At 71.0% G+C, this 23,506-nt stretch carries 23 protein-coding genes; 16 read left to right on the forward strand and 7 right to left on the reverse strand.

The window, feature by feature from the left end; all coding sequences use genetic code 11:
• Positions 1-61: 61 nt before the first annotated feature.
• Entirely contained in the window at positions 62-1,387 is a 1,326-nt protein-coding gene (locus ACZ39I_RS04670) for a DUF2252 domain-containing protein (protein ID WP_352382846.1), read from the reverse strand.
• A gap of 203 nt (positions 1,388-1,590) precedes the next feature.
• Between ACZ39I_RS04670 and dnaE the strand changes: the two genes are divergently transcribed.
• Complete coding sequence (gene dnaE / locus ACZ39I_RS04675) at positions 1,591-5,130, forward strand: DNA polymerase III subunit alpha (protein ID WP_467242814.1); 3,540 nt, start codon at positions 1,591-1,593, stop codon at positions 5,128-5,130.
• Positions 5,131-5,221: 91 nt separating this feature from the next.
• Here the strand turns inward: dnaE and ACZ39I_RS04680 are convergent, their stop codons facing one another.
• Positions 5,222-5,386, reverse strand: a complete 165-nt coding sequence (locus ACZ39I_RS04680; protein ID WP_352382843.1) for a hypothetical protein — start codon at positions 5,384-5,386, stop codon at positions 5,222-5,224.
• Positions 5,387-5,607: 221 nt separating this feature from the next.
• On the opposite strand from ACZ39I_RS04680, the gene ACZ39I_RS04685 reads away from it, so the two are divergent.
• From ACZ39I_RS04685 to ACZ39I_RS04700, 4 genes are all read left to right on the forward strand, one after another.
• A complete protein-coding gene (locus ACZ39I_RS04685; RefSeq protein WP_467242815.1) occupies positions 5,608-6,819 on the forward strand; it encodes an NYN domain-containing protein in 1,212 nt (403 codons plus the stop codon).
• A gap of 106 nt (positions 6,820-6,925) precedes the next feature.
• The gene (locus ACZ39I_RS04690) at positions 6,926-7,900 is read left to right on the forward strand and encodes an ABC transporter ATP-binding protein (RefSeq protein WP_467242816.1); all 975 of its coding nucleotides are present in this window, start codon (positions 6,926-6,928) and stop codon (positions 7,898-7,900) included.
• A 73-nt stretch (positions 7,901-7,973) separates the two neighbouring features.
• On the forward strand, positions 7,974-8,798 hold the full coding sequence (locus tag ACZ39I_RS04695; protein ID WP_451473758.1) for an ABC transporter permease: 825 nt from the start codon (positions 7,974-7,976) through the stop codon (positions 8,796-8,798).
• Between the two features lie 34 nt (positions 8,799-8,832).
• Positions 8,833-9,510, forward strand: coding sequence for an AAA family ATPase (locus tag ACZ39I_RS04700; RefSeq protein WP_467242817.1), 678 nt, complete (start codon positions 8,833-8,835; stop codon positions 9,508-9,510).
• Between the two features lie 180 nt (positions 9,511-9,690).
• Here ACZ39I_RS04700 and ybaK read toward each other — a convergent pair whose 3' ends face one another.
• The 4 genes from ybaK to ACZ39I_RS04720 all read right to left on the reverse strand — a co-directional run bounded on the left by ybaK (position 9,691) and on the right by ACZ39I_RS04720 (position 13,709).
• A complete protein-coding gene (gene ybaK, locus ACZ39I_RS04705; RefSeq protein ID WP_467242818.1) occupies positions 9,691-10,191 on the reverse strand; it encodes a Cys-tRNA(Pro) deacylase in 501 nt (166 codons plus the stop codon).
• A 17-nt stretch (positions 10,192-10,208) separates the two neighbouring features.
• Complete coding sequence (locus tag ACZ39I_RS04710) at positions 10,209-10,949, reverse strand: LON peptidase substrate-binding domain-containing protein (protein ID WP_467242819.1); 741 nt, start codon at positions 10,947-10,949, stop codon at positions 10,209-10,211.
• Between the two features lie 11 nt (positions 10,950-10,960).
• Positions 10,961-11,971 (reverse strand): hypothetical protein, encoded by a 1,011-nt coding sequence (locus tag ACZ39I_RS04715; protein ID WP_467242820.1) that lies wholly within the window; start codon positions 11,969-11,971, stop codon positions 10,961-10,963.
• A 163-nt stretch (positions 11,972-12,134) separates the two neighbouring features.
• On the reverse strand, positions 12,135-13,709 hold the full coding sequence (locus ACZ39I_RS04720; RefSeq protein ID WP_467242821.1) for an oxidoreductase: 1,575 nt from the start codon (positions 13,707-13,709) through the stop codon (positions 12,135-12,137).
• 160 nt (positions 13,710-13,869) lie between these two features.
• Here ACZ39I_RS04720 and hisD point away from each other — a divergent pair, with 160 nt between their 5' ends.
• From hisD to hisF, 8 genes are read left to right on the forward strand one after another with little or no spacing between them, the layout of a single operon-like run.
• Positions 13,870-15,195: a histidinol dehydrogenase gene (hisD, locus tag ACZ39I_RS04725; RefSeq protein WP_467242822.1), complete on the forward strand. Its 1,326-nt coding sequence runs from the start codon at positions 13,870-13,872 to the stop codon at positions 15,193-15,195.
• Positions 15,192-16,310, forward strand: coding sequence for a histidinol-phosphate transaminase (locus ACZ39I_RS04730; protein WP_467242823.1), 1,119 nt, complete (start codon positions 15,192-15,194; stop codon positions 16,308-16,310). Before hisD ends, ACZ39I_RS04730 begins: the two co-directional genes overlap by 4 nt.
• A complete protein-coding gene (gene hisB / locus ACZ39I_RS04735) occupies positions 16,307-16,909 on the forward strand; it encodes an imidazoleglycerol-phosphate dehydratase HisB (RefSeq protein WP_393599138.1) in 603 nt (200 codons plus the stop codon). Before ACZ39I_RS04730 ends, hisB begins: the two co-directional genes overlap by 4 nt.
• On the forward strand, positions 16,906-17,070 hold the full coding sequence (locus tag ACZ39I_RS04740) for a hypothetical protein (RefSeq protein WP_007381382.1): 165 nt from the start codon (positions 16,906-16,908) through the stop codon (positions 17,068-17,070). The genes hisB and ACZ39I_RS04740 overlap by 4 nt, the downstream gene beginning before the upstream one ends.
• Entirely contained in the window at positions 17,067-17,714 is a 648-nt protein-coding gene (hisH, locus tag ACZ39I_RS04745; RefSeq protein WP_467242824.1) for an imidazole glycerol phosphate synthase subunit HisH, read from the forward strand. The genes ACZ39I_RS04740 and hisH overlap by 4 nt, the downstream gene beginning before the upstream one ends.
• On the forward strand, positions 17,714-18,439 hold the full coding sequence (priA, locus tag ACZ39I_RS04750; RefSeq protein ID WP_467242825.1) for a bifunctional 1-(5-phosphoribosyl)-5-((5-phosphoribosylamino)methylideneamino)imidazole-4-carboxamide isomerase/phosphoribosylanthranilate isomerase PriA: 726 nt from the start codon (positions 17,714-17,716) through the stop codon (positions 18,437-18,439). The genes hisH and priA overlap by 1 nt, the downstream gene beginning before the upstream one ends.
• Positions 18,436-18,834, forward strand: coding sequence for a RidA family protein (locus ACZ39I_RS04755; RefSeq protein ID WP_007381379.1), 399 nt, complete (start codon positions 18,436-18,438; stop codon positions 18,832-18,834). Before priA ends, ACZ39I_RS04755 begins: the two co-directional genes overlap by 4 nt.
• Positions 18,831-19,586: an imidazole glycerol phosphate synthase subunit HisF gene (gene hisF, locus ACZ39I_RS04760; RefSeq protein WP_467242826.1), complete on the forward strand. Its 756-nt coding sequence runs from the start codon at positions 18,831-18,833 to the stop codon at positions 19,584-19,586. Before ACZ39I_RS04755 ends, hisF begins: the two co-directional genes overlap by 4 nt.
• 572 nt (positions 19,587-20,158) lie before the next feature.
• Here the strand turns inward: hisF and ACZ39I_RS04765 are convergent.
• Entirely contained in the window at positions 20,159-20,794 is a 636-nt protein-coding gene (locus ACZ39I_RS04765) for a TIGR03085 family metal-binding protein (protein ID WP_467242827.1), read from the reverse strand.
• Between the two features lie 82 nt (positions 20,795-20,876).
• Between ACZ39I_RS04765 and hisI the strand changes: the two genes are divergently transcribed.
• The 3 genes from hisI (at position 20,877) to ACZ39I_RS04780 (ending at position 23,475) form a co-directional block, all read left to right on the forward strand.
• The gene (gene hisI, locus ACZ39I_RS04770; protein WP_451473770.1) at positions 20,877-21,272 is read left to right on the forward strand and encodes a phosphoribosyl-AMP cyclohydrolase; all 396 of its coding nucleotides are present in this window, start codon (positions 20,877-20,879) and stop codon (positions 21,270-21,272) included.
• Between the two features lie 11 nt (positions 21,273-21,283).
• Complete coding sequence (locus tag ACZ39I_RS04775) at positions 21,284-22,762, forward strand: anthranilate synthase component I (protein WP_467242828.1); 1,479 nt, start codon at positions 21,284-21,286, stop codon at positions 22,760-22,762.
• A 71-nt stretch (positions 22,763-22,833) separates the two neighbouring features.
• Positions 22,834-23,475, forward strand: a complete 642-nt coding sequence (locus ACZ39I_RS04780; protein ID WP_467242829.1) for a TIGR02234 family membrane protein — start codon at positions 22,834-22,836, stop codon at positions 23,473-23,475.
• The last annotated feature ends 31 nt before the right edge of the window (positions 23,476-23,506 follow it).

Raw genomic sequence — 23,506 nt, forward strand, 5'->3', positions numbered from 1 at the left:
AAGGGACCCCTAAAGGATTCCTGTGAGCGGCCCTATCGTTATGAGCGGTTGCAGGGGTCGGTCACAGACCCGGGATCCGGCCGTTGCGGAACAGGTCCACGAAGGTCTGGTGGTCGGCACGGGCGCGTGCGCCGTAGCTGTGCGCGAAGTCGACCAGGAGCCCCGCGAAACCGTCCTCGTCGGCCGCGATCGCCGCGTCGATGGCCCGCTCGGTGGAGAAGGGCACCAGGGACTCGCCCGAGGTGTCGTCCGCCGCCGCGTGCATGGTGGCCGTCGCCCGGCCGAGGTCGGCGACGACCCCCGCGATCTCCTCCGGGTCGTCGATGTCACCCCAGTCCAGGTCCACGGCGTACGGCGAGATCTCGGCGACCAGCTGACCCGCGCCGCCCAGCTCGGTCCAGCCCAGCCACGGGTCGGCGTGCTGCTGGAGGGCGCGCTGGGAGATGACCGTGCGGTGGCCCTCGTGCTGGAAGTAGTCGCGGATCGCCGGGTCGGTGATGTGACGGGAGACGGCCGGGGTCTGGGCCTGCTTGATGTAGATCACGACATCGTTCTCCAGGGCGTCGGTGTGCCCCTCGAGCAGGATGTTGTACGACGGCAGCCCGGCCGAGCCGATGCCGATGCCGCGGCGGCCGACGACGTCCTTGACGCGGTAGGAGTCCGGGCGGTCCAGGGAGGCCTCCGGGAGGGTCTCCAGATAGCCGTCGAAGGCCGCGAGCACCTTGTAGCGGGTGGCCGCGTCCAGCTCGATGGAGCCGCCGCCCGGCGCGAAGCGGCGCTCGAAGTCGCGGATCTCCGTCATCGACTCCAGGAGGCCGAAGCGGGTCAGGGAGCGGGCGTCGCGCAGCGCGTCCAGGAGGGGGCCCTGGGCGGTGTCCAGGGTGAAGGGCGGCACCTCGTCGCTCTTGGCGCCGGTGGCCAGGGCGTGGATCCGCTCCCGGTACGCGCCCGCGTACACCTCCACCAGCTCGGTGATCTGCTCGTCGCCGAGCGCCTTGGCGTACCCGATCAGCGCGACGGAGGCGGCGAAGCGCTTGAGGTCCCAGGTGAAGGGGCCGACGTAGGCCTCGTCGAAGTCGTTGACGTTGAAGATCAGCCGGCCGTTGGCGTCCAGGTAGGTGCCGAAGTTCTCCGCGTGCAGATCGCCGTGGATCCACACGCGCGAGGTGCGCTCGTCCAGGTACGGGCCGCCCCGCTTCTCGGCGTCGAGGTCGTGGTAGAAGAGGCACGCCGTACCCCGGTAGAACGCGAACGCGGACGCCGCCATCTTCCGGAACTTCACGCGGAACGCTGCCGGATCGGCGGCCAGGAGCTCGCCGAAGGCGGTGTCGAAGACAGCGAGAATCTCCTCGCCGCGGTGCTCGTCGTTGAGCTGCGGAACCGACATCGCGGGGTGCCTCCTGGTACATCTGTACGACAGCGTTTCTGTCGTCTCTCCAACGGGCGGGCGCGGGTGAAAGTGCCCGCGACCCTCGTTGTGAAGGTACGCGGGGCGGCCCCCTGAGTGTCAGTGCCGAGGCATAGACTTCGGCGCTGACCCCCACACTGTCCGTCCGCCTGTCGTCGAGTGTTTTCCATGGAGGCCATGCCGTGTCAAAGCCGCCGTTCACGCACCTGCACGTCCACACCCAGTACTCCCTGCTGGACGGTGCCGCGCGGCTCAAGGACATGTTCGACGCGTGCAACGAGATGGGCATGACCCATATCGCCATGTCCGACCACGGCAACCTGCACGGGGCGTACGACTTCTTCCACTCGGCGAAGAAGGCCGGGGTCACCCCGATCATCGGGATCGAGGCGTATGTCGCGCCCGAGTCCCGGCGCAACAAGCGCAAGATCCAGTGGGGCCAGCCGCACCAGAAGCGGGACGACGTCTCGGGTTCGGGTGGTTACACCCACAAGACGATCTGGGCGGCGAACAGGACGGGCCTGCACAACCTCTTCAAGCTCTCCTCGGACGCGTACGCCGAGGGCTGGCTGCAGAAGTGGCCCCGCATGGACAAGGAGACCATCTCCCAGTGGTCCGAGGGGCTCATCGCCTCCACCGGCTGCCCCTCCGGCGAGCTCCAGACCCGGCTGCGCCTCGGCCAGTTCGACGAGGCGCTGAAGTCCGCCGCCGAGTACCAGGACATCTTCGGCAAGGACCGCTACTTCCTGGAGCTGATGGACCACGGCATCGAGATCGAGCACCGGGTCCGCGACGGCCTCCTGGAGATCGGCAAGAAGCTCGGCATCCCCCCGCTGGTCACCAACGACTCGCACTACACGTACGCGCACGAGGCGACCGCCCACGACGCCCTGCTGTGCATCCAGACCGGCAAGAACCTCTCCGACCCGGACCGCTTCAAGTTCGACGGCACCGGCTACTACCTGAAGTCCACGGACGAGATGTACGCCATCGACTCCTCGGACGCCTGGCAGGAAGGCTGCCGCAACACCCTCCTGGTGGCCGAACAGGTCGACACCGAGGGCATGTTCGAGGCCAAGAACCTCATGCCGAAGTTCGACATCCCCGACGGCTACACCGAGGTCACCTGGTTCAAGGAGGAGGTCCGCCGCGGCATGGAGCGCCGCTTCCCGGGCGGCATCCCCGAGGACCGCCAGCGGCAGGCCGAGTACGAGATGGACGTCATCATCCAGATGGGGTTCCCGGGCTACTTCCTCGTGGTCGCCGACTTCATCATGTGGGCCAAGAACAACGGCATCGCGGTCGGCCCCGGCCGAGGCTCCGCGGCCGGTTCGATCGTCGCCTACGCCATGGGCATCACCGACCTCGACCCGATCCCGCACGGCCTGATCTTCGAGCGGTTCCTCAACCCCGAGCGCGTCTCCATGCCCGATGTCGACATCGACTTCGACGAGCGCAGGCGCGTCGAGGTGATCCGCTACGTGACCGAGAAGTACGGCGCCGACAAGGTCGCCATGATCGGCACCTACGGCAAGATCAAGGCCAAGAACGCCATCAAGGACTCCGCGCGCGTGCTGGGCTACCCGTACGCGATGGGCGACCGGCTCACCAAGGCGATGCCCGCCGACGTCCTCGGCAAGGGCATCGACCTGAACGGCATCACCGACCCCTCCCACCCGCGCTACAGCGAGGCCGGCGAGATCAGGTCGATGTACGAGAACGAACCGGACGTGAAGAAGGTCATCGACACCGCCAAGGGCGTCGAGGGCCTGGTCCGGCAGATGGGTGTGCACGCGGCCGGCGTGATCATGTCCAGCGAGCCCATCGTCGACCACGCCCCGATCTGGGTGCGCCACACCGACGGCGTGACCATCACGCAGTGGGACTACCCGCAGTGCGAGTCGCTCGGCCTGCTGAAGATGGACTTCCTGGGCCTGCGCAACCTCACGATCATGGACGACGCCATCAAGATGGTGAAGGCCAACAAGGGCATCGACCTGGAGATGCTCGCCCTGCCGCTGGACGACCCCAAGACCTTCGAACTGCTCTGCCGCGGTGACACCCTCGGTGTCTTCCAGTTCGACGGCGGCCCGATGCGCTCGCTGCTCCGCCAGATGCAGCCCGACAACTTCGAGGACATCTCCGCCGTCTCGGCCCTCTACCGGCCGGGCCCGATGGGCATGAACTCCCACATCAACTACGCCGAGCGCAAGAACGGCCGCCAGGAGATCACGCCGATCCACAAGGAGCTGGAGGAGCCGCTCCAGGAGGTCCTCGCGGTCACCTACGGCCTGATCGTCTACCAGGAGCAGGTGCAGAAGGCCGCCCAGATCATCGCCGGCTACTCGCTCGGCGAGGCCGACATCCTGCGCCGCGTGATGGGCAAGAAGAAGCCCGACGAACTGGCGAAGAACTTCACCATCTTCCAGGCCGGCGCCAAGAAGAACGGCTACAGCGACGAGGCGATCCAGGCCCTGTGGGACGTCCTGGTCCCCTTCGCCGGCTACGCGTTCAACAAGGCGCACTCCGCCGCGTACGGACTGGTCTCCTACTGGACCGCGTACCTCAAGGCCAACTACCCGGCCGAGTACATGGCCGCGCTGCTCACCTCGGTGAAGGACGACAAGGACAAGTCGGCGGTCTACCTCAACGAGTGCCGTCGCATGCGCATCAAGGTGCTCCCGCCGAACGTCAACGAGTCGGAGCACAACTTCGCCGCCCAGGGCGACGACGTCATCCTCTTCGGGCTCGAAGCCGTGCGCAACGTCGGCACCAACGTGGTCGAGTCGATCATCCGCAGCCGCAAGGCCAAGGGGAAGTACGCCTCCTTCCCCGACTACCTCGACAAGGTCGAGGCGGTCGCCTGCAACAAGCGCACCACGGAGTCGCTGATCAAGGCGGGCGCGTTCGACACCATGGGGCACACCCGCAAGGGCCTCACCGCGCACTTCGACTCGATGATCGACAACGTGGTCGCCGTCAAGCGCAAGGAGGCGGAGGGCCAGTTCGACCTCTTCGGCGGGATGGGCGAGGAGGACAACAGCGAGCCCGGCTTCGGACTGGACGTGGAGTTCACCACCGAGGAGTGGGACAAGACCTATCTGCTCGCCCAGGAGCGGGAGATGCTCGGTCTGTACGTCTCCGACCACCCGCTCTTCGGCCTGGAGCACGTGCTGTCCGACAAGGCCGACGCGGGCATCGCCCAGCTCACCGGCGGTGAGCACGCCGACGGCGCGGTGGTCACCATCGGCGGCATCATCTCGGGCCTGCAGCGCAAGATGACCAAGCAGGGCAACGCCTGGGCGATCGCCACCGTCGAGGACCTCGCCGGTTCGATCGAGTGCATGTTCTTCCCGGCGACCTACCAGCTGGTGTCGACGCAACTCGTCGAGGACGCCGTGGTGTTCGTCAAGGGCCGCCTCGACAAGCGCGAGGACGTGCCCCGGCTGGTCGCGATGGAGCTCCAGGTCCCCGACCTGTCCAACGCGGGCACCAACGCGCCCGTGATCCTCACCATCCCGGCGTTGAAGGTGACGCCGCCGATGGTCAGCCGGCTCGGGGAGATCCTCAGCCATCACAAGGGGGAGAGCGAGGTCCGCATCAGGCTCCAGGGACCGAGCAGGACGACGGTCCTCCGGCTGGACCGGCACCGGGTGAAGCCGGACCCGGCGCTCTTCGGTGACCTCAAGGTGCTGCTCGGACCGTCCTGCCTGGCGGGCTGAGCGACCGGCGGCACGGATCTGCGAAGGGGCGCACTCCTGACGGGGTGCGCCCCTTTGTATGCGCGGGTCTCAACAACCCTTTATGCACATGTCAGTTGTGGCCGAAGCTTTTCTGCCGCCCCTTGCGGGCGACGTCGCCGGGTGTCACCTGCGGAGCGTGCTGCTCGGTCTGCGGCTCCATCGAGGAGGGCTGGGGCTCCTGCCCGGCACGCTCGGTCTGCGACGGCTTACGGTTCTGCTTCTTGTTCTTGGCCATGGTGGTGCCTCCTGTGGGGATCTAGGGGCCAGGGCCGGGACCAGATTCACATAGGCTGACAGCGGGCGCATTTCGGATAATTACCGTGTGTGACAGGGAATGTCGCCGAGCAATGTCCCGAAACGCCACGCCGAAGATCGAGTTCGGGCCGTTAACCCTCTCGTGGTCGGGCAGACTCGAAGGAAGCCCGAAGCAAACCTCCCGGAAAGAGGGTGGATCGCGTGGACCGCTGCATCGTCCTGGTGGACGCCGGGTATCTGCTGGGGGCCGCCGCCAGTCTCCTTGCCGGGGAGCCCTCCCGTTCCCGTATCACCGTCGACCACGCCGCCCTCGTCCAGGGATTGCGCGACCGGGCCGAGTCCGACACCGAACGGCCCCTGCTGCGCATCTACTGGTTCGACGGCGCCCCCGACCGCGTCCCGCAGCCCGAGCACCGCAGACTGCGGGTGATGCCCCGGGTCACCGTCCGGCTCGGCGCCCTGACCCGCAGCGACGGACGCTGGGCCCAGAAGGGCGTGGACGCCGCCATGCACGCCGAGCTCACCGAACTGGCCCGCAACCGCGCCTGCTCCGACGTCGTGCTCGTCACCGGCGACGGGGATCTGCTGCCGGGCATGATGGCCGCCAAGGAGCACGGGGTCGCCGTCCACCTGTGGGCCGTGCAGGCCGCCGACGGGGACTACAACCAGTCCGAGGACCTGGTCGCCGAGGCGGACGAGCGGCGGGTGCTGGACCGCGCGTGGATCACCAAGGCCGTCCGCGCGAAGGAGCTCGGCGGGGTCTGCGCGCCGCCGCCCGTGCCGCGGCCCGAGATCGCCGCGATCCTCTCGGCACCGCTGCCCGAGTCCGCGCCCGCCGCCGAGCGGACCGCGCAGGAGGCCGAGCACGCCCCGGCGGCCGCCTCGGAGAACGGCACGCAGGAGCGGGTGCCGGCGCCGAAGGGAGTGCCCACGCCCAAGGACCTCGCCGCACTGCGGGCCCCCGGTGCGCAGGCCGCCCCGCCCCCCGCGAGCGCGACCCTGCGGTGGTCCTCCGACAAGGGCTGGGTCGACCGGCCCAGTGGTGCCACCGAGCCGCCCGAGGTCGCCTCCATGCCGACGCTCGCCCAGCTGACCACCGCCGAGCAGCGGTGGGCCGACCGGGAGGAGGACATCACCACCGTCGGCGGGGACCCCTTCGAGGTGGGGCAGGTCTTCGCGCGGCGCTGGATGGAGCGGCTGGGGGACCAGGCGCATCTGCAGCGGCTGGCCGGGATGTACCCGCGGGTGCCGCACCGGATCGACGGGGAACTGCTCAGGTACGCGGCCCGGTTCGGGCTGCTCGCGCACAAGGACGACCAGATCGACGAGCACGACCGTTATGCGATCCGGGCCGGGTTCTGGCGGGAGATCGACGTGCGGACGGCGGCGGAGCACGCCCCCGCCGGGGAGTGAGAGGGCACATACCCCGCCCCAGGGGCGAGCAGAGCTCCCCGACCCCGTAGGCTCGTACCTTGTGAGTACGCGCGCTGCACCGGCACTTCGACACCGTGGGGACGTCGTGTGTGCGGTGCGCGGGCTGACCAAGACCTACCCCGCGGTGCGCGGGCGGCGCGGGGCTCCCGCCACGCCCGAGGTGCGGGCCACCGACGACGTGCGGCTGGACATCCGGCGCGGTGAGATCTTCGGGCTGCTCGGGCCGAACGGCGCCGGCAAGACCACGCTCGTACGGCAGCTCACCGGGCTGATGCGGCCCGACCGCGGCAGTGTCGAGATCCTCGGACACGACATCGTGCGCCACCCGGACCGGGCCTCGCGGATCCTCGCCTACCTCGGCCAGGAGTCCACCGCCCTCGACGACCTCACCGTCTCCCTCGCCGCCGAGACCACCGGCCGGCTGCGCGGCCTGGAGGCCAGGAAGGCGCGGGCCGAGCGCGACGCCGTACTCGACGAGCTGGGGCTCACGCCGATCGCCGGGCGGCCGCTGAGGAAGCTGTCCGGCGGGCAGCGGCGGCTCGCGTGCCTGGCGTCGGCGCTCGTGGGGGAGCGGCCGCTGCTCGTGCTCGACGAACCGACCACCGCGATGGACCCCGTGGCGCGGCGCGCGGTGTGGTCCGCCGTGGACCGGCGGCGGGCCGAACGCGGTACGACCGTGCTGCTCGTCACCCACAACGTCATAGAGGCGGAGACGGTCCTGGACCGGGTCGCCGTCCTCGACCGGGGCCGGGTGATCGCCTGCGACACGCCGTCCGGCCTCAAGGAACAGGTGGCGGGCGAGGTCCGCGTCGACCTCGTGTGGCGCGAGACGGCCCCGCTGCACGTCCCCGAGGTCGCCGCGCTCCAGGACCGGGCCGTGGCCGCCGGGCGCCGCTGGACGCTGCGGCTCGCCCCCGAGGAGGCCCGCACGGTCGTCGCCACCGTCACCGGCGGGGCCGCGTTCGCCGCGCTGGACGACTTCACGCTCGCCACACCCAGCCTGGAGGACGTGTACCTCGCGCTGGGCGGGGCCGCGCAGCAGGGACTGGTGAAGGCGTGAGCACGTTGAGCACCCGGGCGGCCGTGTCCGTACGTCACAGGGCGACCGCCGGAGCGAAGAGGAGCAGAGCCACGTGAGTGTCGTACCCGCCGGGGCTCTGCCGGGCGGTGCCCTGGCCGTCGAGGAGACGGACCGGGACGCGGCCGCCGAGCTCGGGCCGCGCGCGCGGCTGTGGCCGTCGCTGGCGGCCGTCTACCGGGCGCAGCTGTCCCGCGCGCGGGTCGCGCGCATCCCGCTGCTGTTCGTCGCCACCTTCCAGTCGATCGGGATCATGGTCCTGATGCGGGGGGTCGTGGACGGCGGGGACGAGGCGCAGTCCGTGGTCGCCGGGGCGTCCGTGCTGGTCGTGGCCTTCGTCGCGCTCAACCTGCTCGCGCAGTACTTCGGGCAGCTGCGGGCGAGCGGCGGACTCGACCACTACGCCACCCTGCCGGTGCCGCCGGCCGCCGTGGTGTTGGGCGCCGCGGGGGCGTACGCCTCCTTCACCGTGCCCGGGACCGTGGTGACCGCGGTCTTCGGGTGCGTGCTGTTCGGGCTGCCGCTGGCGCACCTGTGGGTGCTCGTGGCGGTGATTCCGCTCGCGGGAGCCGCTCTGGCGGGGCTCGGCGCGGCCCTCGGGCTGCTCGCGCCCCGGCCGGAACTGGCCACCCTGCTGGGACAGCTCGGAATGTCGGCCGCGCTGCTGCTGGGGGTGCTGCCCGCCGACCGGATGCCCGAGGCGGTGCGGTTCGCCCGGGATCTGCTGCCCTCGACCTACGGCGTCGAGGCCTTCGCCCGGACCTTCGGGCCGCATCCCGACTGGGCCTTCGTGCTCGGTGACCTCGCCGTGTGCGGGTGCGTGGGAGTGGTCTCGCTGGCCGTCGCCACCTGGGCCTATCGCCGGGCGGCCGTCCGGTGACGCGCCGCACAGGCGGGCCTGGCACGATGTCAGGGTGACCGCTCCGTTGACGCCTCCTCCGCCGCCGCACGAACCGTCCCCGCACGATGCGTGGCAGACCCCTGATGCCGGCTACGCGGCCCCTGCCGAAGTCCGGTACGGGCAGGGCGGGCCCGGGATGAAGACCGAGCTGCTGGAGGGCTTGGTGATCATGGTCGCCGTGACGCTCGCCGGGGCGCTGCTCGGGGTCCTGTGGTGGTGGCTGGCGCCGCATGTACCGCTGGTCGGGGATGTGGACGGACAGGGGAACTGGGTCGTCTATCTCAAGGACACCGAGGGCGAGCAGGCGGCGGGCGTGGACGGGACGCTCACTCTGCTGGCCCTGGCCTTCGGTTTCGTCAGCGCGCTCGTGGTGTTCCTGTGGCGGCGCCGGGGCGGGGTACCGCTGGTGGTGGGGCTGGCCGTCGGGGGACTGCTGGGATCCTTCCTGGCGTGGCGGGTGGGGATGTGGCTCGGACCCTCGTCCGATGTGATCGCCCACGCGAAGGCCGTGGGCAAGGGAGTCACCTTCTCCGCGCCGCTGAAGCTGGGGGCCAAGGGGGCGTTGCTCGCCTGGTCGTTGGCCGGCCTCGTCGTGCACCTGGGGCTCACGGCGTTGTTCGGGCCCCGGGATCCCGAGCCGGTGTACGGGGCGGCGGCTCCGGGGGACGGGTACGGGGCACCCGCGCCGTAGGTCCGGGGCACCCGTGCCGTAGGGATGTCCTCCGAAGCCTTTTGGTGAACGTGCCTGCGAACGGCCCCTAGGCCGGGCGCCTGCCGTGGTTCGAGCGGCCCTTCTTCATGCGCCTGCGCTTGCGTGTTCTCTTCGACATGCCCCTTCTGCTTAGTCCAGGAAGGGGCACTCGTCGAGGGGTCACGCGCGGGCGATGGGCGCCAGGACCGCGTCCGTGAGGCGGGCCAGGTCCTTCGGCGCGAGTTCCACCTCCAGGCCCCGGCGGCCGGCCGAGACGCAGATCGTGTCGTGGGCGACGGCGGAGGCGTCGAGGACCGTGGGGAGCCTTTTGCGCTGGCCGAGGGGGGAGATACCGCCCCGGACATAGCCCGTGGTGCGTTCGGCGAGCGTCGGGTCCGCCATCGCCGCCCGTTTGCCGCCCGCGGCCGTGGCCAGGGCCTTCAGGTCCAGAGAGCCCGCCACCGGGACCACCGCCACTGTCAGCGTGCCGTCCACGTCCGCGACCAGTGTCTTGAAGACGCGGTCCGGGGAGACTCCCATCGCCTCGGCCGCCTCCTCTCCGTAGGAGGGGTGGGAGGGGTCGTGGTCGTAGGCGTGCACTGTGAAGGGCACGTCCGCTGTGGTCAGGGCCACGGTCGCGGGGGTGCCGCCCGGCTGCTGCTTCTTCGACTTCTTCGCCATCGTGACGGGTTCCGGCCTCAGTTCAGACTCGTCGGGCCGCGCGTCAGTTCCGACGCCGGCAACGACGGAAGATTACGGATGATCGCCGTCTCCGCGCGCAGGAGTTTCAGTTCGTCGCGGAGCCGGGACGCGGTGTCGGGTGCCTGGAGCAGGCGCTGCTTGGTGGGGGTGTCCAGCATCATCGCGGCGGCCACCAGGTACGAGACCACGGACGGTTCGTCCGGGAGTTCCGTGCCGGACGACAGGGAGCGTTCCCTGGCCCCCGCCAGGCGCTTCTGGTACTGGAGGAAGGCCCGCAGGACCCCTTCCGCCAGCGGCCCCGACTCGTCGCCCGCCTCCTCCGCCAGCTCCTCCAGCTCGGCCGTCAGATACGGGCCCGACGCGTCGACGGACACCAGGCGAACCCGGGTCGTGCCCGTCGCCAGGACCTCGAACGTGCCGTCCGCCCGCTCCCGTACGGTCGCCGCGTCCGCCACGCAGCCCACCGCGTGGAACGCCTTGAGCGGATCGTCACCGAAGCCGGCCGCGGGACCGCCGTCGGGCACGGCCGTCCGGTCCGGCAGGCCGGGGGCGCTGGGCGCCACCTCGTGGCCGTCGCGGATCGCCACGACGGCGAACCGGCGCGGTTCCTCCTCGGGGGTCTTCAGCAGTTCGCGCATCATGGCGCGATAGCGCTCCTCGAAGACGTTCAGAGGAAGCACGAGCCCCGGGAACAGTACGGAGTTCAGGGGGAAGAGCGGGAGCCGCACGGTGGTCACGGCGCCAAAGCCTAATGGCCCCCGGAGCGCACACGTCCCCGGTGCCCACTCCGTGGATGGATCAAGGCGTGCCGCCGGACCTCCTCACGGACCTCCAGGAAGCGGCCCAGCGGGTCCTCGGACTCCCGGCTCCACGGGAACGAGGTCGCGTACGGGCCCAGCATGCGCAGCTGGTCCAGGGCGTCCGTCCAGCGGCCGAGGCGGACCAGGACGAACACCAGCTTGTTGCGGATCTCGGCCGGCCAGAGGTCGGCCGCCGCGAACGTGGCGGACAGCTCGATCGCCCGGTCGGCCGCCGCGTCCAGCCGCTCGCGCGGCACCGCGTCGCCGCCGGGCCCGGTCAGCCAGGCGAGGGCCGCCCGCGCGGGCAGCGCCTGGATGAGGGAGCCGGCCGGGGCGTCCTGTGCGGCCCGCTCGGCGAAGTCGAAGCACTCGCGGTAGGAGCCGCGCCAGGAGGCCGCCAGATAGCGCAGGGCGGCGACATGGCAGCCGTAGTGGAGCGGGGCGCGCCTGAGGGCGGCCTCCCACAGCTCACCGAAGTAGGTGGGCCCGGCCTGCGAGCCGCGTGCGTGGTCCAGCGCGATCCGCCACGGCACCGGGTCGCGGTCCTCGCCGCGAGCCGCGGCCGTGATCAGCGGGCTCACCTCGCGCAGCAGCTCGGCGCGGGCCGGTGAGTCCCACGCGCGGTCCACCGCGAGCTGGGCGCCCAGGAGCAGCTGGTCCGGGTCGTGCGGGGCTTCCGCGCGCCAGGCGTCGTACCACTCGGGGCGCGAGCGGGCGAAGGCGGAGAGCCGCCGGACGTACCGGTCGCGCAGCTCCCAGGCGGCGTCCTCACGGGTCGCGGAGAGCAGTTCGGCCGCGCGCCCGTACCCGCCTTGTCCGGCGGCGACCAGGGCGGGGCCGAGCCGGTCGTCGGGTACGTCGAGCAGAACCTCGTTGTCGGCGGGCAGCCCGCCGGTGAGGTACGCGGGCAGCCGTGACGCGCGGATGAAGGGGGGCAGCAGAGCCATGGTGTCGACCATTGAAGGTCGGCAGGACGAGGCTGCGCCAGTGCGCACGTGCAACTCGTGGAAAGTTGTACGCCGCAAGGTCAAGGGAGGTTAAAAAGGTGACCGTTCAACAACTCTCTGACCAGCGGTCTCACCGGTCCTTCCCGGCGCCCTGCCGATATCTTCACAGGGCCCGTCAGCTCCGCCGCAGCAGCCTCGAGGCCCCCGCCGCCACGGTGGTCGCCAGGATCCAGCCGGCAAGGACCATCGCCGCCGCCAGCCACTGCCAGCCGCCGCGCAACTGCCAGAAACCCACCTGTCCCAGATCGATCACCGGAAGCAGCAGGTCGAGGGCGAACAGCGCGGGATTCCAGGCCGGATGGTCGCCCTTGAGCGGCGGATGGCTCGCGTGTGCGAACGCCAAGGAGCTCGCGGCCCACAGCACCGCCATCCATACGGCGGCCCGCCCCGGCCGGTACCCGTAGGCGACCGTCCAGTCCTGCGCGTATCCCCACAGCTTGGCGGCCGGCGGCAGGCTCTCGCGGCGCCGGCGCTGCTTCGCGAGCAGCACCTCGCGTGCCTCCTCGTCCTCGCCGCCGGCCCGCAGCACGGCGGCGAGCCTCTCGTACGGCTCCGGGTTGTACTCGGCGGTCGCCGCCGCCACCCACTCCAGCCGCTCGGCCAGCGGGAAGGGGCCGTGCGGCACGAGGTTCTCGTAGACGAAGCCGCCCATGTGCAGATTGCCGGGTCCCGGCCAGGCGCTCGCCCGGTCCACGAGGTTGCCCACGCGCGCGCCCGACAGCACCACCTTGCCGCGCTGCGGCTTCTCACCGAGGAAGCGCAGCTCGGGCGCCTGGATACGGCGCAGCGACAGCTCCTGCTCGTCGGTGAAGGTGAAGCGGGCCCGCTCCAGGTCCACGGCGTCCCCGAACCGCCCGTCGTCCAGCCGCACCCCGCCCTGGCACTCGAAGCGCTGGATCCGCGTCCCGCGCGCGGGAGTCGCCCCGCTCAGCATGGCGGCGCCGACGCCCGCAGGGGTCAGGTACAGCGTGCGCTCGACGGTCAGCTGGGGGGCGTTCAGCGCGAGCCGGGTGTACGGATTGTTCAGCCGGGCGCCGCGCAGGCTCAGCGAGACGCCGATCGTCGCGCTGCGCAGGCTCAGCTCACCGTGCGACTCCAGCAGCTCGGCCTGCAGGTCCTGGCCCACGGTCATGCCGTCGGCGGCGATCGAACGGCCGCTGCGGTCGCGGTAGACGATCGCCTGGTTCATCAGCAGGTCGGTGCCGATGTGCGCGTCGGTCAGCCGTACGCCGTTGTGGAAGCGGCAGCGCGGCAGATGCAGATCGCCCTCCGTGTGCACCCGGGCGGCCTCCAGGCGCGGCACCGAGCAGTCCACGAACCGTGCGGTGGTGAAGCGGGCCTCCGGCAGCAGGATCTCCCGCTCGAAGCGGCAGCCCTTCATCTCCACGTACGGCACCACGGTGCCGCCCGCGAGATCCAGGGTGCCGCTGATCTGCACGCCGGTGAGCTTCAGGGACGAGACCCGGCCCGCGAGCGCGGGCGGACCGTCCAGGAGCAGCCAGCACACGATCCGCGCGCGTACCGTCCGGTCGGGGCCCCAGGGGTGCCCGCCGTGCGGATCGTCGACGACGGTGTCGCCGCTGCTCAGGTCGTACACGGTGCCGTTGCGGAAGGCCTGCCACATGCCGGCCTCGGCGGCGGTCAGATCGTCCGGCAGGTCCCCGCTCCGGATGCCGGCCCCCTCGGTCACGTCTCTTTCATCCCCCTCATCTACTCACGGGTTTCGTACAACCGTTCATGCCCGTTGAGTGACGTACGGAACACTAGACGTGAGGCGGATCTTCCGGGTTGCGTATCAGCCATTGGAATGCGCGAACGGGCTCTGACGAGGGTCTGAGAGAATTGGGAACGTGATCTCCCGAATCGATCTGCGCGGCGACGCCCTCCCCGAGGGCCCCGCCCTGCGCGACCTGCTGCCCCGAGCCGACTTCGACGTCTCGGCCGCCCTGGAGAAGGTGCGTCCGATCTGCGAGGCCGTGCATCATCGGGGCGACGCGGCGCTGATCGACTTCGCCGAGAAGTTCGACGGCGTGCGGCTGGAGTCGGTACGGGTGCCGGCCGCCGCTCTGGACAAGGCGCTCGAAGAGCTCGACCCGGCCGTGCGCGCGGCCCTGGAGGAGTCCATCCGCCGCGCCCGTCTCGTCCACCGCGCGCAGCGCCGTACGACCCACACGACCCAGGTCGTGCCCGGCGGTTCCGTCACCGAGAAGTGGGTGCCGGTCGACCGGGTCGGGCTGTACGCGCCCGGTGGGCGGGCCGTGTATCCGTCGACCGTGGTCATGAACGTGGTGCCCGCGCAGGAGGCGGGCGTCGAGTCGATTGCTCTCGCCTCGCCCGCCCAGGCCGATTTCGGCGGTCTGCCGCACCCGACGATCCTGGCCGCCTGCGCGCTGCTCGGCGTCGACGAGGTCTACGCGGCCGGCGGCGCGACCGCCGTCGCGATGTTCGCGTACGGCACCGAGTCCTGCGCCCCCGCGCCGATGGTCATGGGTCCCGGCAACATCTGGGTCGCCGCCGCCAAGCGCTACTTCGCGGGCAAGATCGGCATCGACACCGAGGCCGGCCCGACCGAGATCGCGATCCTGGCGGACGACACGGCCGACCCGGTGCACGTGGCCGCCGACCTGATCAGCCAGGCCGAGCACGACCCGCTCGCCGCGTCCGTGCTCGTCACGGATTCCGTGGCCCTGGCGGACGCGGTCGAGAAGGAGCTGGAGCCGCAGGTCGCGGCCAGCAAGCACGTCGAGGAGCGGATCCGTCCGGCCCTCACGGGGCGCCAGTCCGCGATCGTCCTCGTCGACGGCATCGACGAGGGCCTCAGGGTCGTCGACGCGTACGGCGCCGAGCACCTGGAGATCCAGACGGCCGACGCCGCCGCGGTGGCCGACCGGGTCCGCAACGCGGGCGCGGTCTTCATCGGGCCCTGGGCGCCGGTGTCCCTCGGTGACTACGCCGCCGGGTCCAACCACGTGCTCCCGACCGGCGGGTGCGCCTGCCACTCCTCCGGACTGTCCGTGCAGTCCTTCCTGAGGGGCATCCACATCGTCGACTACACGAAGGAAGCGCTGGCCGAGGTCGCGCACCATGTGGTGACGCTGGCGGAGGCGGAGGATCTGCCCGCGCACGGCGCGGCGATCAAGGCGAGGTTCGGGTGGAAGGTACCGGCGGGCAAGTGAACTTCGGAATCGACGATCTCCCCGTACGGGACGAGCTGCGCGGCAAGTCCCCCTACGGCGCGCCCCAGTTGGACGTCCCCGTACGGCTGAACACCAACGAGAACCCCTACCCGCTCCCCGACGAGCTGGTCGAGCGCATCGCCGAGCGCGTCCGCGAGGCCGCCCGCGATCTCAACCGCTACCCGGACCGCGACGCGGTCGAGCTGCGCACCCAGCTCGCCAAGTACCTGACGGACACCTCCAAGCACGAGGTGGGCCTCGCCAACGTCTGGGCGGCGAACGGCTCCAACGAGGTCATCCAGCAACTGCTCCAGACCTTCGGCGGACCGGGCCGTACCGCGATCGGCTTCGAGCCGTCGTACTCGATGCACGGCCTGATCGCGCGCGGCACCGGCACGGGCTGGATCTCGGGTCCCCGCAACGAGGACTTCACCATCGACGTCGAGGCGGCCGTGCGGGCGATCGCCGAGCGGAAGCCGGACGTCGTCTTCATCACCACCCCCAACAACCCCACCGGCAACGCGGTCCCGCCCGAGACGGTCCTCGCGCTGTACGAGGCCGCGCAGGCGGCGAAGCCTTCCATGGTCGTGGTCGACGAGGCGTACATCGAGTTCAGCCACGGCGACTCGCTGCTGCCGCTCATCGAGGGACGGCCTCAGCTCGTCGTCTCGCGGACGATGTCCAAGGCGTTCGGGGCGGCGGGCCTGCGTCTCGGCTACCTCGCCGCGCACCCGGCGGTCGTGGACGCCGTCCAGCTCGTACGGCTGCCCTACCACCTGTCGGCCGTCACGCAGGCGACCGCGCTGGCCGCCCTGGAGCACACCGACACGCTGCTCAAGTACGTCGAGCAGCTGAAGGCCGAGCGGGACCGGCTGGTGAGCGAGCTGCGCACGATCGGCTTCCAGGTCGTGGAGTCGGACGCGAACTTCGTGCAGTTCGGGCTCTTCGACGGCCCGGGCGGCTCGCACGCGGCCTGGCAGAAGATCCTCGACCAGGGCGTCCTGGTCCGGGACAACGGCATTCCGGGGTGGCTGCGGGTGTCCGCCGGAACCCCCGACGAGAACGACGCGTTCCTCGACGCGGTCCGTGAACTGAAGAAGGAGCAGAGCGCATGACTCGCGATGGGCGCGTTGGCAGGGTCGAACGAGTGACCAAGGAGACCTCGGTCCTGGTCGAGATCGATCTCGACGGGTCCGGCAAGGTCGAGGTGTCGACGGGCGTCGGCTTCTACGACCACATGCTCGACCAGCTCGGCCGGCACGGTCTGTTCGACCTCACGGTCAAGACCGAGGGCGATCTGCACATCGACTCGCACCACACCATCGAGGACACCGCCCTCGCGCTCGGCGCCGCCTTCAAGCAGGCACTCGGCGACAAGGTGGGCATCTACCGCTTCGGCAACTGCACCGTCCCCCTGGACGAGTCCCTGGCCCAGGTCACGGTGGATCTGAGCGGCCGTCCGTACCTCGTGCACACCGAGCCCGAGAACATGGCGCCGATGATCGGCGAGTACGACACCACCATGACCCGGCACATCCTGGAGTCCTTCGTGGCCCAGGCGCAGATCGCCCTGCACGTGCACGTGCCCTACGGGCGCAACGCCCACCACATCGTGGAGTGCCAGTTCAAGGCGCTGGCCCGGGCCCTGCGCTACGCCTCCGAGCGTGACCCGCGCGCGGCGGGCATCCTCCCCTCCACGAAGGGCGCGCTGTGACCGGCCTCTCGACCCTCCTGATCGTCGTCGGCCTCTTCCTGGCCGGCGGGATCTACTCCTTCGTCAAGCAGCAGATGCCCAAGGGCCTGATCGTGCTTCTCTCCATCGCCGCGGGGATGTGTCTCGTCGCCGGTGTCATGAGGCTGGAGGTGTGGAATTGAGTGCTCCGTCTTCGAAGAAGGTCGTCGTCTTCGACTACGGCTTCGGCAATGTGAGGTCCGCCGAGCGCGCCCTCGCGCGCGCGGGCGCCGAGGTCGAGATAACACGCGACTACGACAAGGCCATGAACGCCGACGGCCTGCTGGTGCCCGGCGTCGGCGCCTTCGCCGCCTGCATGAATGGCCTGCGCGAGGCCCGCGGCGACTGGATCATCGACCGCCGGCTGTCCGGCGGGCGCCCCGTCATGGGCATCTGCGTCGGCATGCAGATCCTCTTCGCACGCGGCATCGAGCACGGGGTGGAGTCCGAGGGCCTCGACGAGTGGCCCGGCTCGGTCGAGCCGCTCAAGGCCGACATCGTGCCCCACATGGGCTGGAACACCGTCGACGCGCCGGCCGGCTCCCGCCTGTTCGCCGGCCTGGACGCCGACGCCCGCTTCTACTTCGTACACTCCTACGCCGTCCAGGACTGGTCGCTGGAGACGCACAACAAGGCGATGACCGCGCCCAAGGTCACCTGGTCGACCCACGGCGAGCCCTTCGTGGCCGCCGTGGAGAACGGCGCCCTGTGGGCCACCCAGTTCCACCCCGAGAAGTCCGGCGACGCCGGTGCGCAGCTGCTGAACAACTGGATCGGAACCCTCTGATGCCCAAGCTCGAACTCCTCCCCGCCGTGGACGTCCGCGACGGCCAGGCGGTCCGCCTCGTGCACGGCGAGTCCGGGACCGAGACCTCGTACGGCTCCCCCCTGGAGGCCGCCCTGTCCTGGCAGCGGGCGGGCGCCGAGTGGCTGCACCTGGTCGACCTGGACGCGGCGTTCGGCACCGGCGACAACCGGGAGCTGGTCCGGCAGGTCACCGAGGCGATGGACATCAAGGTGGAGCTGTCCGGCGGCATCCGCGACGACGCCTCGCTGGCCGCCGCCCTCGCCACCGGCTGCACCCGGGTCAATCTCGGCACCGCCGCCCTGGAGAGCCCGGAGTGGGTCGCCAAGGTCATCGCCGAGCACGGCGACAGGATCGCGGTGGGCCTGGACGTGCGCGGTACGACCCTCAAGGGCCGCGGCTGGACCAGTGAGGGGGGCGACCTGTACGAGGCGCTGGAGCGGCTCGACAAGGAGGGCTGCGCGCGGTACGTCGTCACCGACATCGCCAAGGACGGCACGCTCCAGGGCCCGAACCTGGAGCTGCTGCGCAATGTGTGCGCGGCGACCGACCGCCCGGTGGTGGCCTCCGGCGGGGTGTCCTCCCTGGACGACCTGCGGGCCATCGCCGAGCTGGTCCCGCTCGGTGTCGAGGGCTCCATCGTCGGGAAGGCGCTGTACGCGAAGGCGTTCACCCTGGAAGAGGCTTTGGAGGCGGTGGCTCAGTGAGCGATCTGCGACGCGTCACGACCGGTGCGCCCTGGGAGGACACCTTCGGGTACTCCCGAGCGGTGGAGCTGCCCAACGGCCTGGTGCTGGTCTCCGGCTGCACCTCGGTGGTGGACGGTGAGATCGTCGCGGGCGACCCGTACGAACAGACCGTCAACTCCTTCAACGTCGCGTTCGCGGCACTGAAGGAGCTGGGGCTCGGCCGGGACGACGTGGTGCGTACGCGCCTGTACATCACCCACGCCCGCGACGTCGAGGAGGTCGGACGCGCTCACAAGGAGCTCTTCGACGCCGTCCGGCCCGCCGCATCCATGATCATCGTCTCCGGCTTCGTGGACCCCAGTCTGGTCGTCGAGGTCGAGGTGGAGGCGTTCCGAGGAGATACCGCAGCATGACCCTCGCCGTACGAGTCATCCCCTGCCTGGACGTGGACAACGGCCGGGTCGTCAAGGGCGTCAACTTCCAGAACCTGCGGGACGCGGGCGACCCCGTCGAGATGGCCAAGGTGTACGACGCCGAGGGCGCCGACGAGCTGACCTTCCTGGACATCACCGCCTCCTCCGGCAACCGCGAGACGACCTACGACGTGGTGCGCCGCACCGCCGAGCAGGTCTTCATCCCGCTGACGGTCGGCGGCGGTGTCCGCACGGCCGAGGACGTGGACAAGCTGCTGCGGGCCGGGGCGGACAAGGTGGGCGTGAACACCGCGGCCATCGCCCGTCCCGACCTGATCCGCGAGATCGCCGAGCGGTTCGGCCGGCAGGTGCTGGTGCTGTCGGTGGACGCGCGGCGTACCCCTGAGGGCTCCTTCGAGGTCACCACCCACGGGGGCCGTCGCGGCACCGGCATCGACGCCGTCGAGTGGGCGCACCGGGCCGCCGAACTGGGCGCCGGTGAGATCCTGCTCAACTCGATGGACGCGGACGGCACCAAGGACGGCTACGACCTGGAGATGATCGAGGCCGTCCGCAAGCACGTGACCGTCCCGCTGATCGCCTCCGGCGGTGCGGGCAAGCTCGACCACTTCCCGCCGGCCGTCGCGGCGGGCGCGGACGCGGTGCTGGCGGCCTCGGTGTTCCACTTCGGCGATCTGCGGATCGGCGAGGTGAAGGAGACGCTGCGGGGGGCGGGGCATCCGGTCCGCTGAACGACCGGCCCCGGCGCGACCCCGCCACGCACAAACCCCGGCGCCATGCACAAACCCCCGTAGAGCTGCACCCGCAGGGTGGGGGGAGAGGGCCTTGAGCGGGCCGGGGTCAGTCGGCCGAGCAGCCCTCGTCGCAGAGTGTGAGCATCCGCGCCGGGCCCCGGGTGTGGTCGAGGGGGCCAGGGAGGGCGACGCCGACGCCGAGGAGGGCGACTTCCGGGACGCGCCGAGCGGGCGGTCGCGCATCTGCCGGCCACCTGGCTCTGCCACGAGCAGCGCGCCGACATGTACCGCCGCCACCTCGACGAACGGCCGACCTGGAGCCGCCGGGGTCGCGCCGCTGGTCGGACTGCTCGCCGGGCCCAACGGCGCCCTGTGCGGCGTGCTGCGCAGACCTCGCCTGCCCGAGCCGTATGACCACCAGGTCGTCGTCGCCCTCGGCGTGCCCACCTGGAGCCGCCGGCGTCGCCCTGCCGATCGGACTGCTCGCCGGGCTCAGTGGCGCCCTGTGCGGCGCGCGCCGCAGGCCCAGGCCGACCTCGTCCGCCTGGGCCGTGTGACCACCGGGTCCGTCAGATCCCGAGCTCCTTCGCCTCGTGCAGCTTGGCGATCGCCTCCTTGTCGCCGTCCAGCTCCACCTTGGCCGCGCTCTGCCGGCCGTACAGGAACAGCAGGAGCTCCGACGGCTCGCCGGTCACCGTCACGACCGGTGTGCCCCGGTGCGCGACCACCGTCTGGCCGTCCGGTCGGCGCAGCACCAGGCCGGTGGGCACGCCGCGCCCCATCAGCCGGGCGGTGCGCTCCAGACGGGACCACAGGGCGTCCTGGAAGACGGAGTCCAGCTCGCGCGGTGTCCAGTCGGGGCGGGCCCGGCGCACGTCCTCGGTGTGGACGTAGAACTCCACCGTGTTCGACAGCTCCTCCACCTGCTTGAGCTGGAACGGCGAGAAGCGCGGCGGGCCGGTACGGATGAGCTGGATCAGTTCCTCGTAGGGCTTCTCCGAGAACTCGGTCATCACCCGGTCCAGGCGGGACGCGAGCTGCTTGATCAGCAGACCGCCGGCGGCGTCGGGCCGGCGCTCGCGCACCACCACGTGGGCGGCGAGGTCGCGGGTGAGCCAGCCGTCGCAGAGGGTGGGGGCCTCCGGGCCCTCGGCCTCCAACAGATCGGCGAGCAGAAGTCGTTCACGCTTGGCGAAAGTCGACATGCAGTCAGCCTACGACCGCCGGCCGGGTCCGCACAGTGGACACCGCGCCGGGTTTGTCGGTGGCGCGCGGCACAATGGCCGCATGACCAGCACGCCCCAGCCCAGCAGCCTCGACCCGGAGATCGCCGCGCGACTCAAGCGCAGCGCCGACGGGCTCGTCCCCGCCATCGCCCAGCAGTACGACACCGGTGAGGTGCTCATGCTCGGCTGGATGGACGACGAGGCGCTGCACCGCACGCTGACCACCGGCCGCTGCACCTACTGGTCGCGCAGCCGCCGGGAGTACTGGGTCAAGGGCGACACCTCCGGCCACTTCCAGTGGGTCAAGTCCGTCGCCCTGGACTGCGACGCCGACACCGTGCTGGTCAAGGTGGATCAGGTCGGCGCCGCCTGCCACACCGGCGCGCGGACCTGCTTCGACGCGGACGTGCTCCTCAAGGACGGCGCTGATTCCGGTGCCGCCGCCTCGGATCAGTAAGGTCAGCCGCCATGGACCTCGAGACCTTCCGCAAGCTGGCCACCGACCGCCGTGTCATCCCCGTCACGCGCAAGCTCCTGGCCGACGGCGACACCCCGGTCGCCCTCTACCGCAAGCTCGCCGCCGAGCGTCCCGGCACCTTCCTGCTGGAGTCCGCGGAGAACGGCCGCTCCTGGTCCCGTTACTCCTTCGTGGGCGTGCGCTCGGCCGCGACCCTGACGGCACGCGACGGCCAGGCGCACTGGCTCGGCACCGCACCGGTCGGCGTCCCCGTCGACGGCGACCCGCTCGCCGCCCTGCGCGCCACCGTCGAGACCCTGCACACCCCGCACCAGGAGGGCCTGCCGCCCTTCACCGGCGGCATGGTCGGCTACCTCGGCTACGACATCGTCCGCCGCCTGGAGAAGATCGGCCCCGGTGAGCGCGACGACCTGAAGCTCCCCGAGCTGACCATGCTCCTGACCAGCGACCTCGCCGTCATGGACCACTGGGAGGGCTCGGTCCTGCTGATCGCGAACGCGATCAACCACAACGACCTCGACACCGGCGTCGACGAGGCCCACGCGGACGCGGTGGCCCGCCTGGACGCCATGGAGGCCGACCTGTCGAGGGCGGTCGCCCAGCCCGCCGCCGTCCTGCCGCCCTCCGAGCTGCCCGAGTACACCGCGCTCTGGGGCGGCCCCGACTTCCAGGAGGCCGTCGAGGACATCAAGGAGCGCATCCGGGCCGGCGAGGCCTTCCAGGTCGTCCCCTCCCAGCGCTTCGAGACGCCGTGCACGGCAAGCGCGTTGGACGTCTACCGGGTCCTGAGGGCCACCAACCCCTCCCCGTACATGTACCTGTTCCGCTTCGACGGCTTCGACGTCGTGGGCTCGTCCCCCGAGGCCCTGGTGAAGGTCGAGGACGGGCAGGCCATGGTCCACCCCATCGCCGGCACCCGGTGGCGCGGGGCGACCCCGCAGGAGGACCAGGCCCTCGCCGACGAACTGCTCGCCGACCCGAAGGAGCGCGCCGAGCACCTGATGCTGGTGGACCTCGGCCGCAACGACCTGGGGCGCGTCTGCGAGCCCGGCTCGGTCGAGGTCGTCGACTTCATGTCCGTCGAGCGGTACTCCCACGTGATGCACATCGTGTCGACCGTCACCGGCAAGGTCGCGCAGGGTCGCACCGCCTTCGACGTCCTCACCGCCTGCTTCCCCGCGGGCACCCTCTCCGGCGCCCCCAAGCCCCGCGCGATGCAGATCATCGACGAACTGGAGCCGTCCCGGCGCGGGTTGTACGGCGGCTGCGTCGGCTACCTCGACTTCGCGGGCGACTCCGACACCGCGATCGCCATCCGCACGGCCCTCCTCCGCGACGGCACGGCCTACGTCCAGGCAGGCGCCGGCATCGTCGCCGACTCCGATCCGGTCGCCGAGGACACGGAGTGCCGCAACAAGGCGGCGGCGGTCCTGCGGGCGGTCCACACGGCGAACCGGCTCGGCAAGTAGCAGTCTTCACCGAGGAATGGGGCGCTTCTCACGGAACCCCGGGTCACCGTTCGCCCGGGGTTCGGGTGATAGTGGGGTACGTGACTGCTGTACCGCACCCCCGTTCCGAAGCCGCCGGACCCGCCAGGGCCGGACGTCTGAGTCTCGCCGTCGCTCTGCTGTGCGGCGCGCTCGGCGCCGCCGTGGCGCTGCTGGCGACCCGACAGCAGTGGTCGGAGGGCACCGCGACCGTGGCAGGCGGCGCCTTTCCCCTGACCGCCAAGGGCAGTGACGTCACCGGCGTCCCCGCCGCCCTGGCCATAGTGGGCCTCGCCGCGCTCGTCGCCGTCTTCGCCGTCCGCAAGGCCGGGCGCTTCCTGGTCGCCGCGCTGCTCACGCTCTCCGGCGCGGGGATCGTCGCCGCCGCACTGGTCGGGGCGAACGATTCGTCCGCGCTGGACGAGCAGGCCGCCCAGGCCTCCGGCGACACCTCGGCGACGGTCGCCTCCCTCTCGCACACCCCCTGGCCGTACGTCGCCGTGGTCGGGGGCGCGCTGATCCTTCTCGCCGGGCTGCTCGCCCTGCGGTACGGGCGGCTGTGGCCCGCGATGTCCGGGCGCTACGAGCGGGACGGGGCGCCCCGGGTACGCCGTAAGGCCGCTGTGGTGGATCCCGACCGGCCCGAGGACATCTGGAAGGCGCTCGACCGAGGAGAAGACCCGACGGGGGCCTAGCGGTCGCCCGTGAAGCGCGACCCCGGATCAC

The sequence above is a fragment of the Streptomyces sp. NPDC024687 genome, from assembly GCF_055559055.1.

Bases quoted from the DNA above. Each gene is read 5' to 3' on its own strand.
- ACZ39I_RS04670 (WP_352382846.1), bottom strand. From the start codon at position 1,387: ATGTCGGTTCCGCAGCTCAACGACGAGCACCGCGGCGAGGAGATTCTC.
- ACZ39I_RS04680 (WP_352382843.1), bottom strand. From the start codon at position 5,386: ATGGCCAAGAACAAGAAGCAGAACCGTAAGCCGTCGCAGACCGAGCGT.
- ybaK (WP_467242818.1), bottom strand. From the start codon at position 10,191: ATGGCGAAGAAGTCGAAGAAGCAGCAGCCGGGCGGCACCCCCGCGACC.
- ACZ39I_RS04715 (WP_467242820.1), bottom strand. From the start codon at position 11,971: ATGGTCGACACCATGGCTCTGCTGCCCCCCTTCATCCGCGCGTCACGG.
- hisB (WP_393599138.1), top strand. From the start codon at position 16,307: ATGACTCGCGATGGGCGCGTTGGCAGGGTCGAACGAGTGACCAAGGAG.
- priA (WP_467242825.1), top strand. From the start codon at position 17,714: ATGCCCAAGCTCGAACTCCTCCCCGCCGTGGACGTCCGCGACGGCCAG.
- hisF (WP_467242826.1), top strand. From the start codon at position 18,831: ATGACCCTCGCCGTACGAGTCATCCCCTGCCTGGACGTGGACAACGGC.
- ACZ39I_RS04765 (WP_467242827.1), bottom strand. From the start codon at position 20,794: ATGTCGACTTTCGCCAAGCGTGAACGACTTCTGCTCGCCGATCTGTTG.
- hisI (WP_451473770.1), top strand. From the start codon at position 20,877: ATGACCAGCACGCCCCAGCCCAGCAGCCTCGACCCGGAGATCGCCGCG.
- ACZ39I_RS04775 (WP_467242828.1), top strand. From the start codon at position 21,284: ATGGACCTCGAGACCTTCCGCAAGCTGGCCACCGACCGCCGTGTCATC.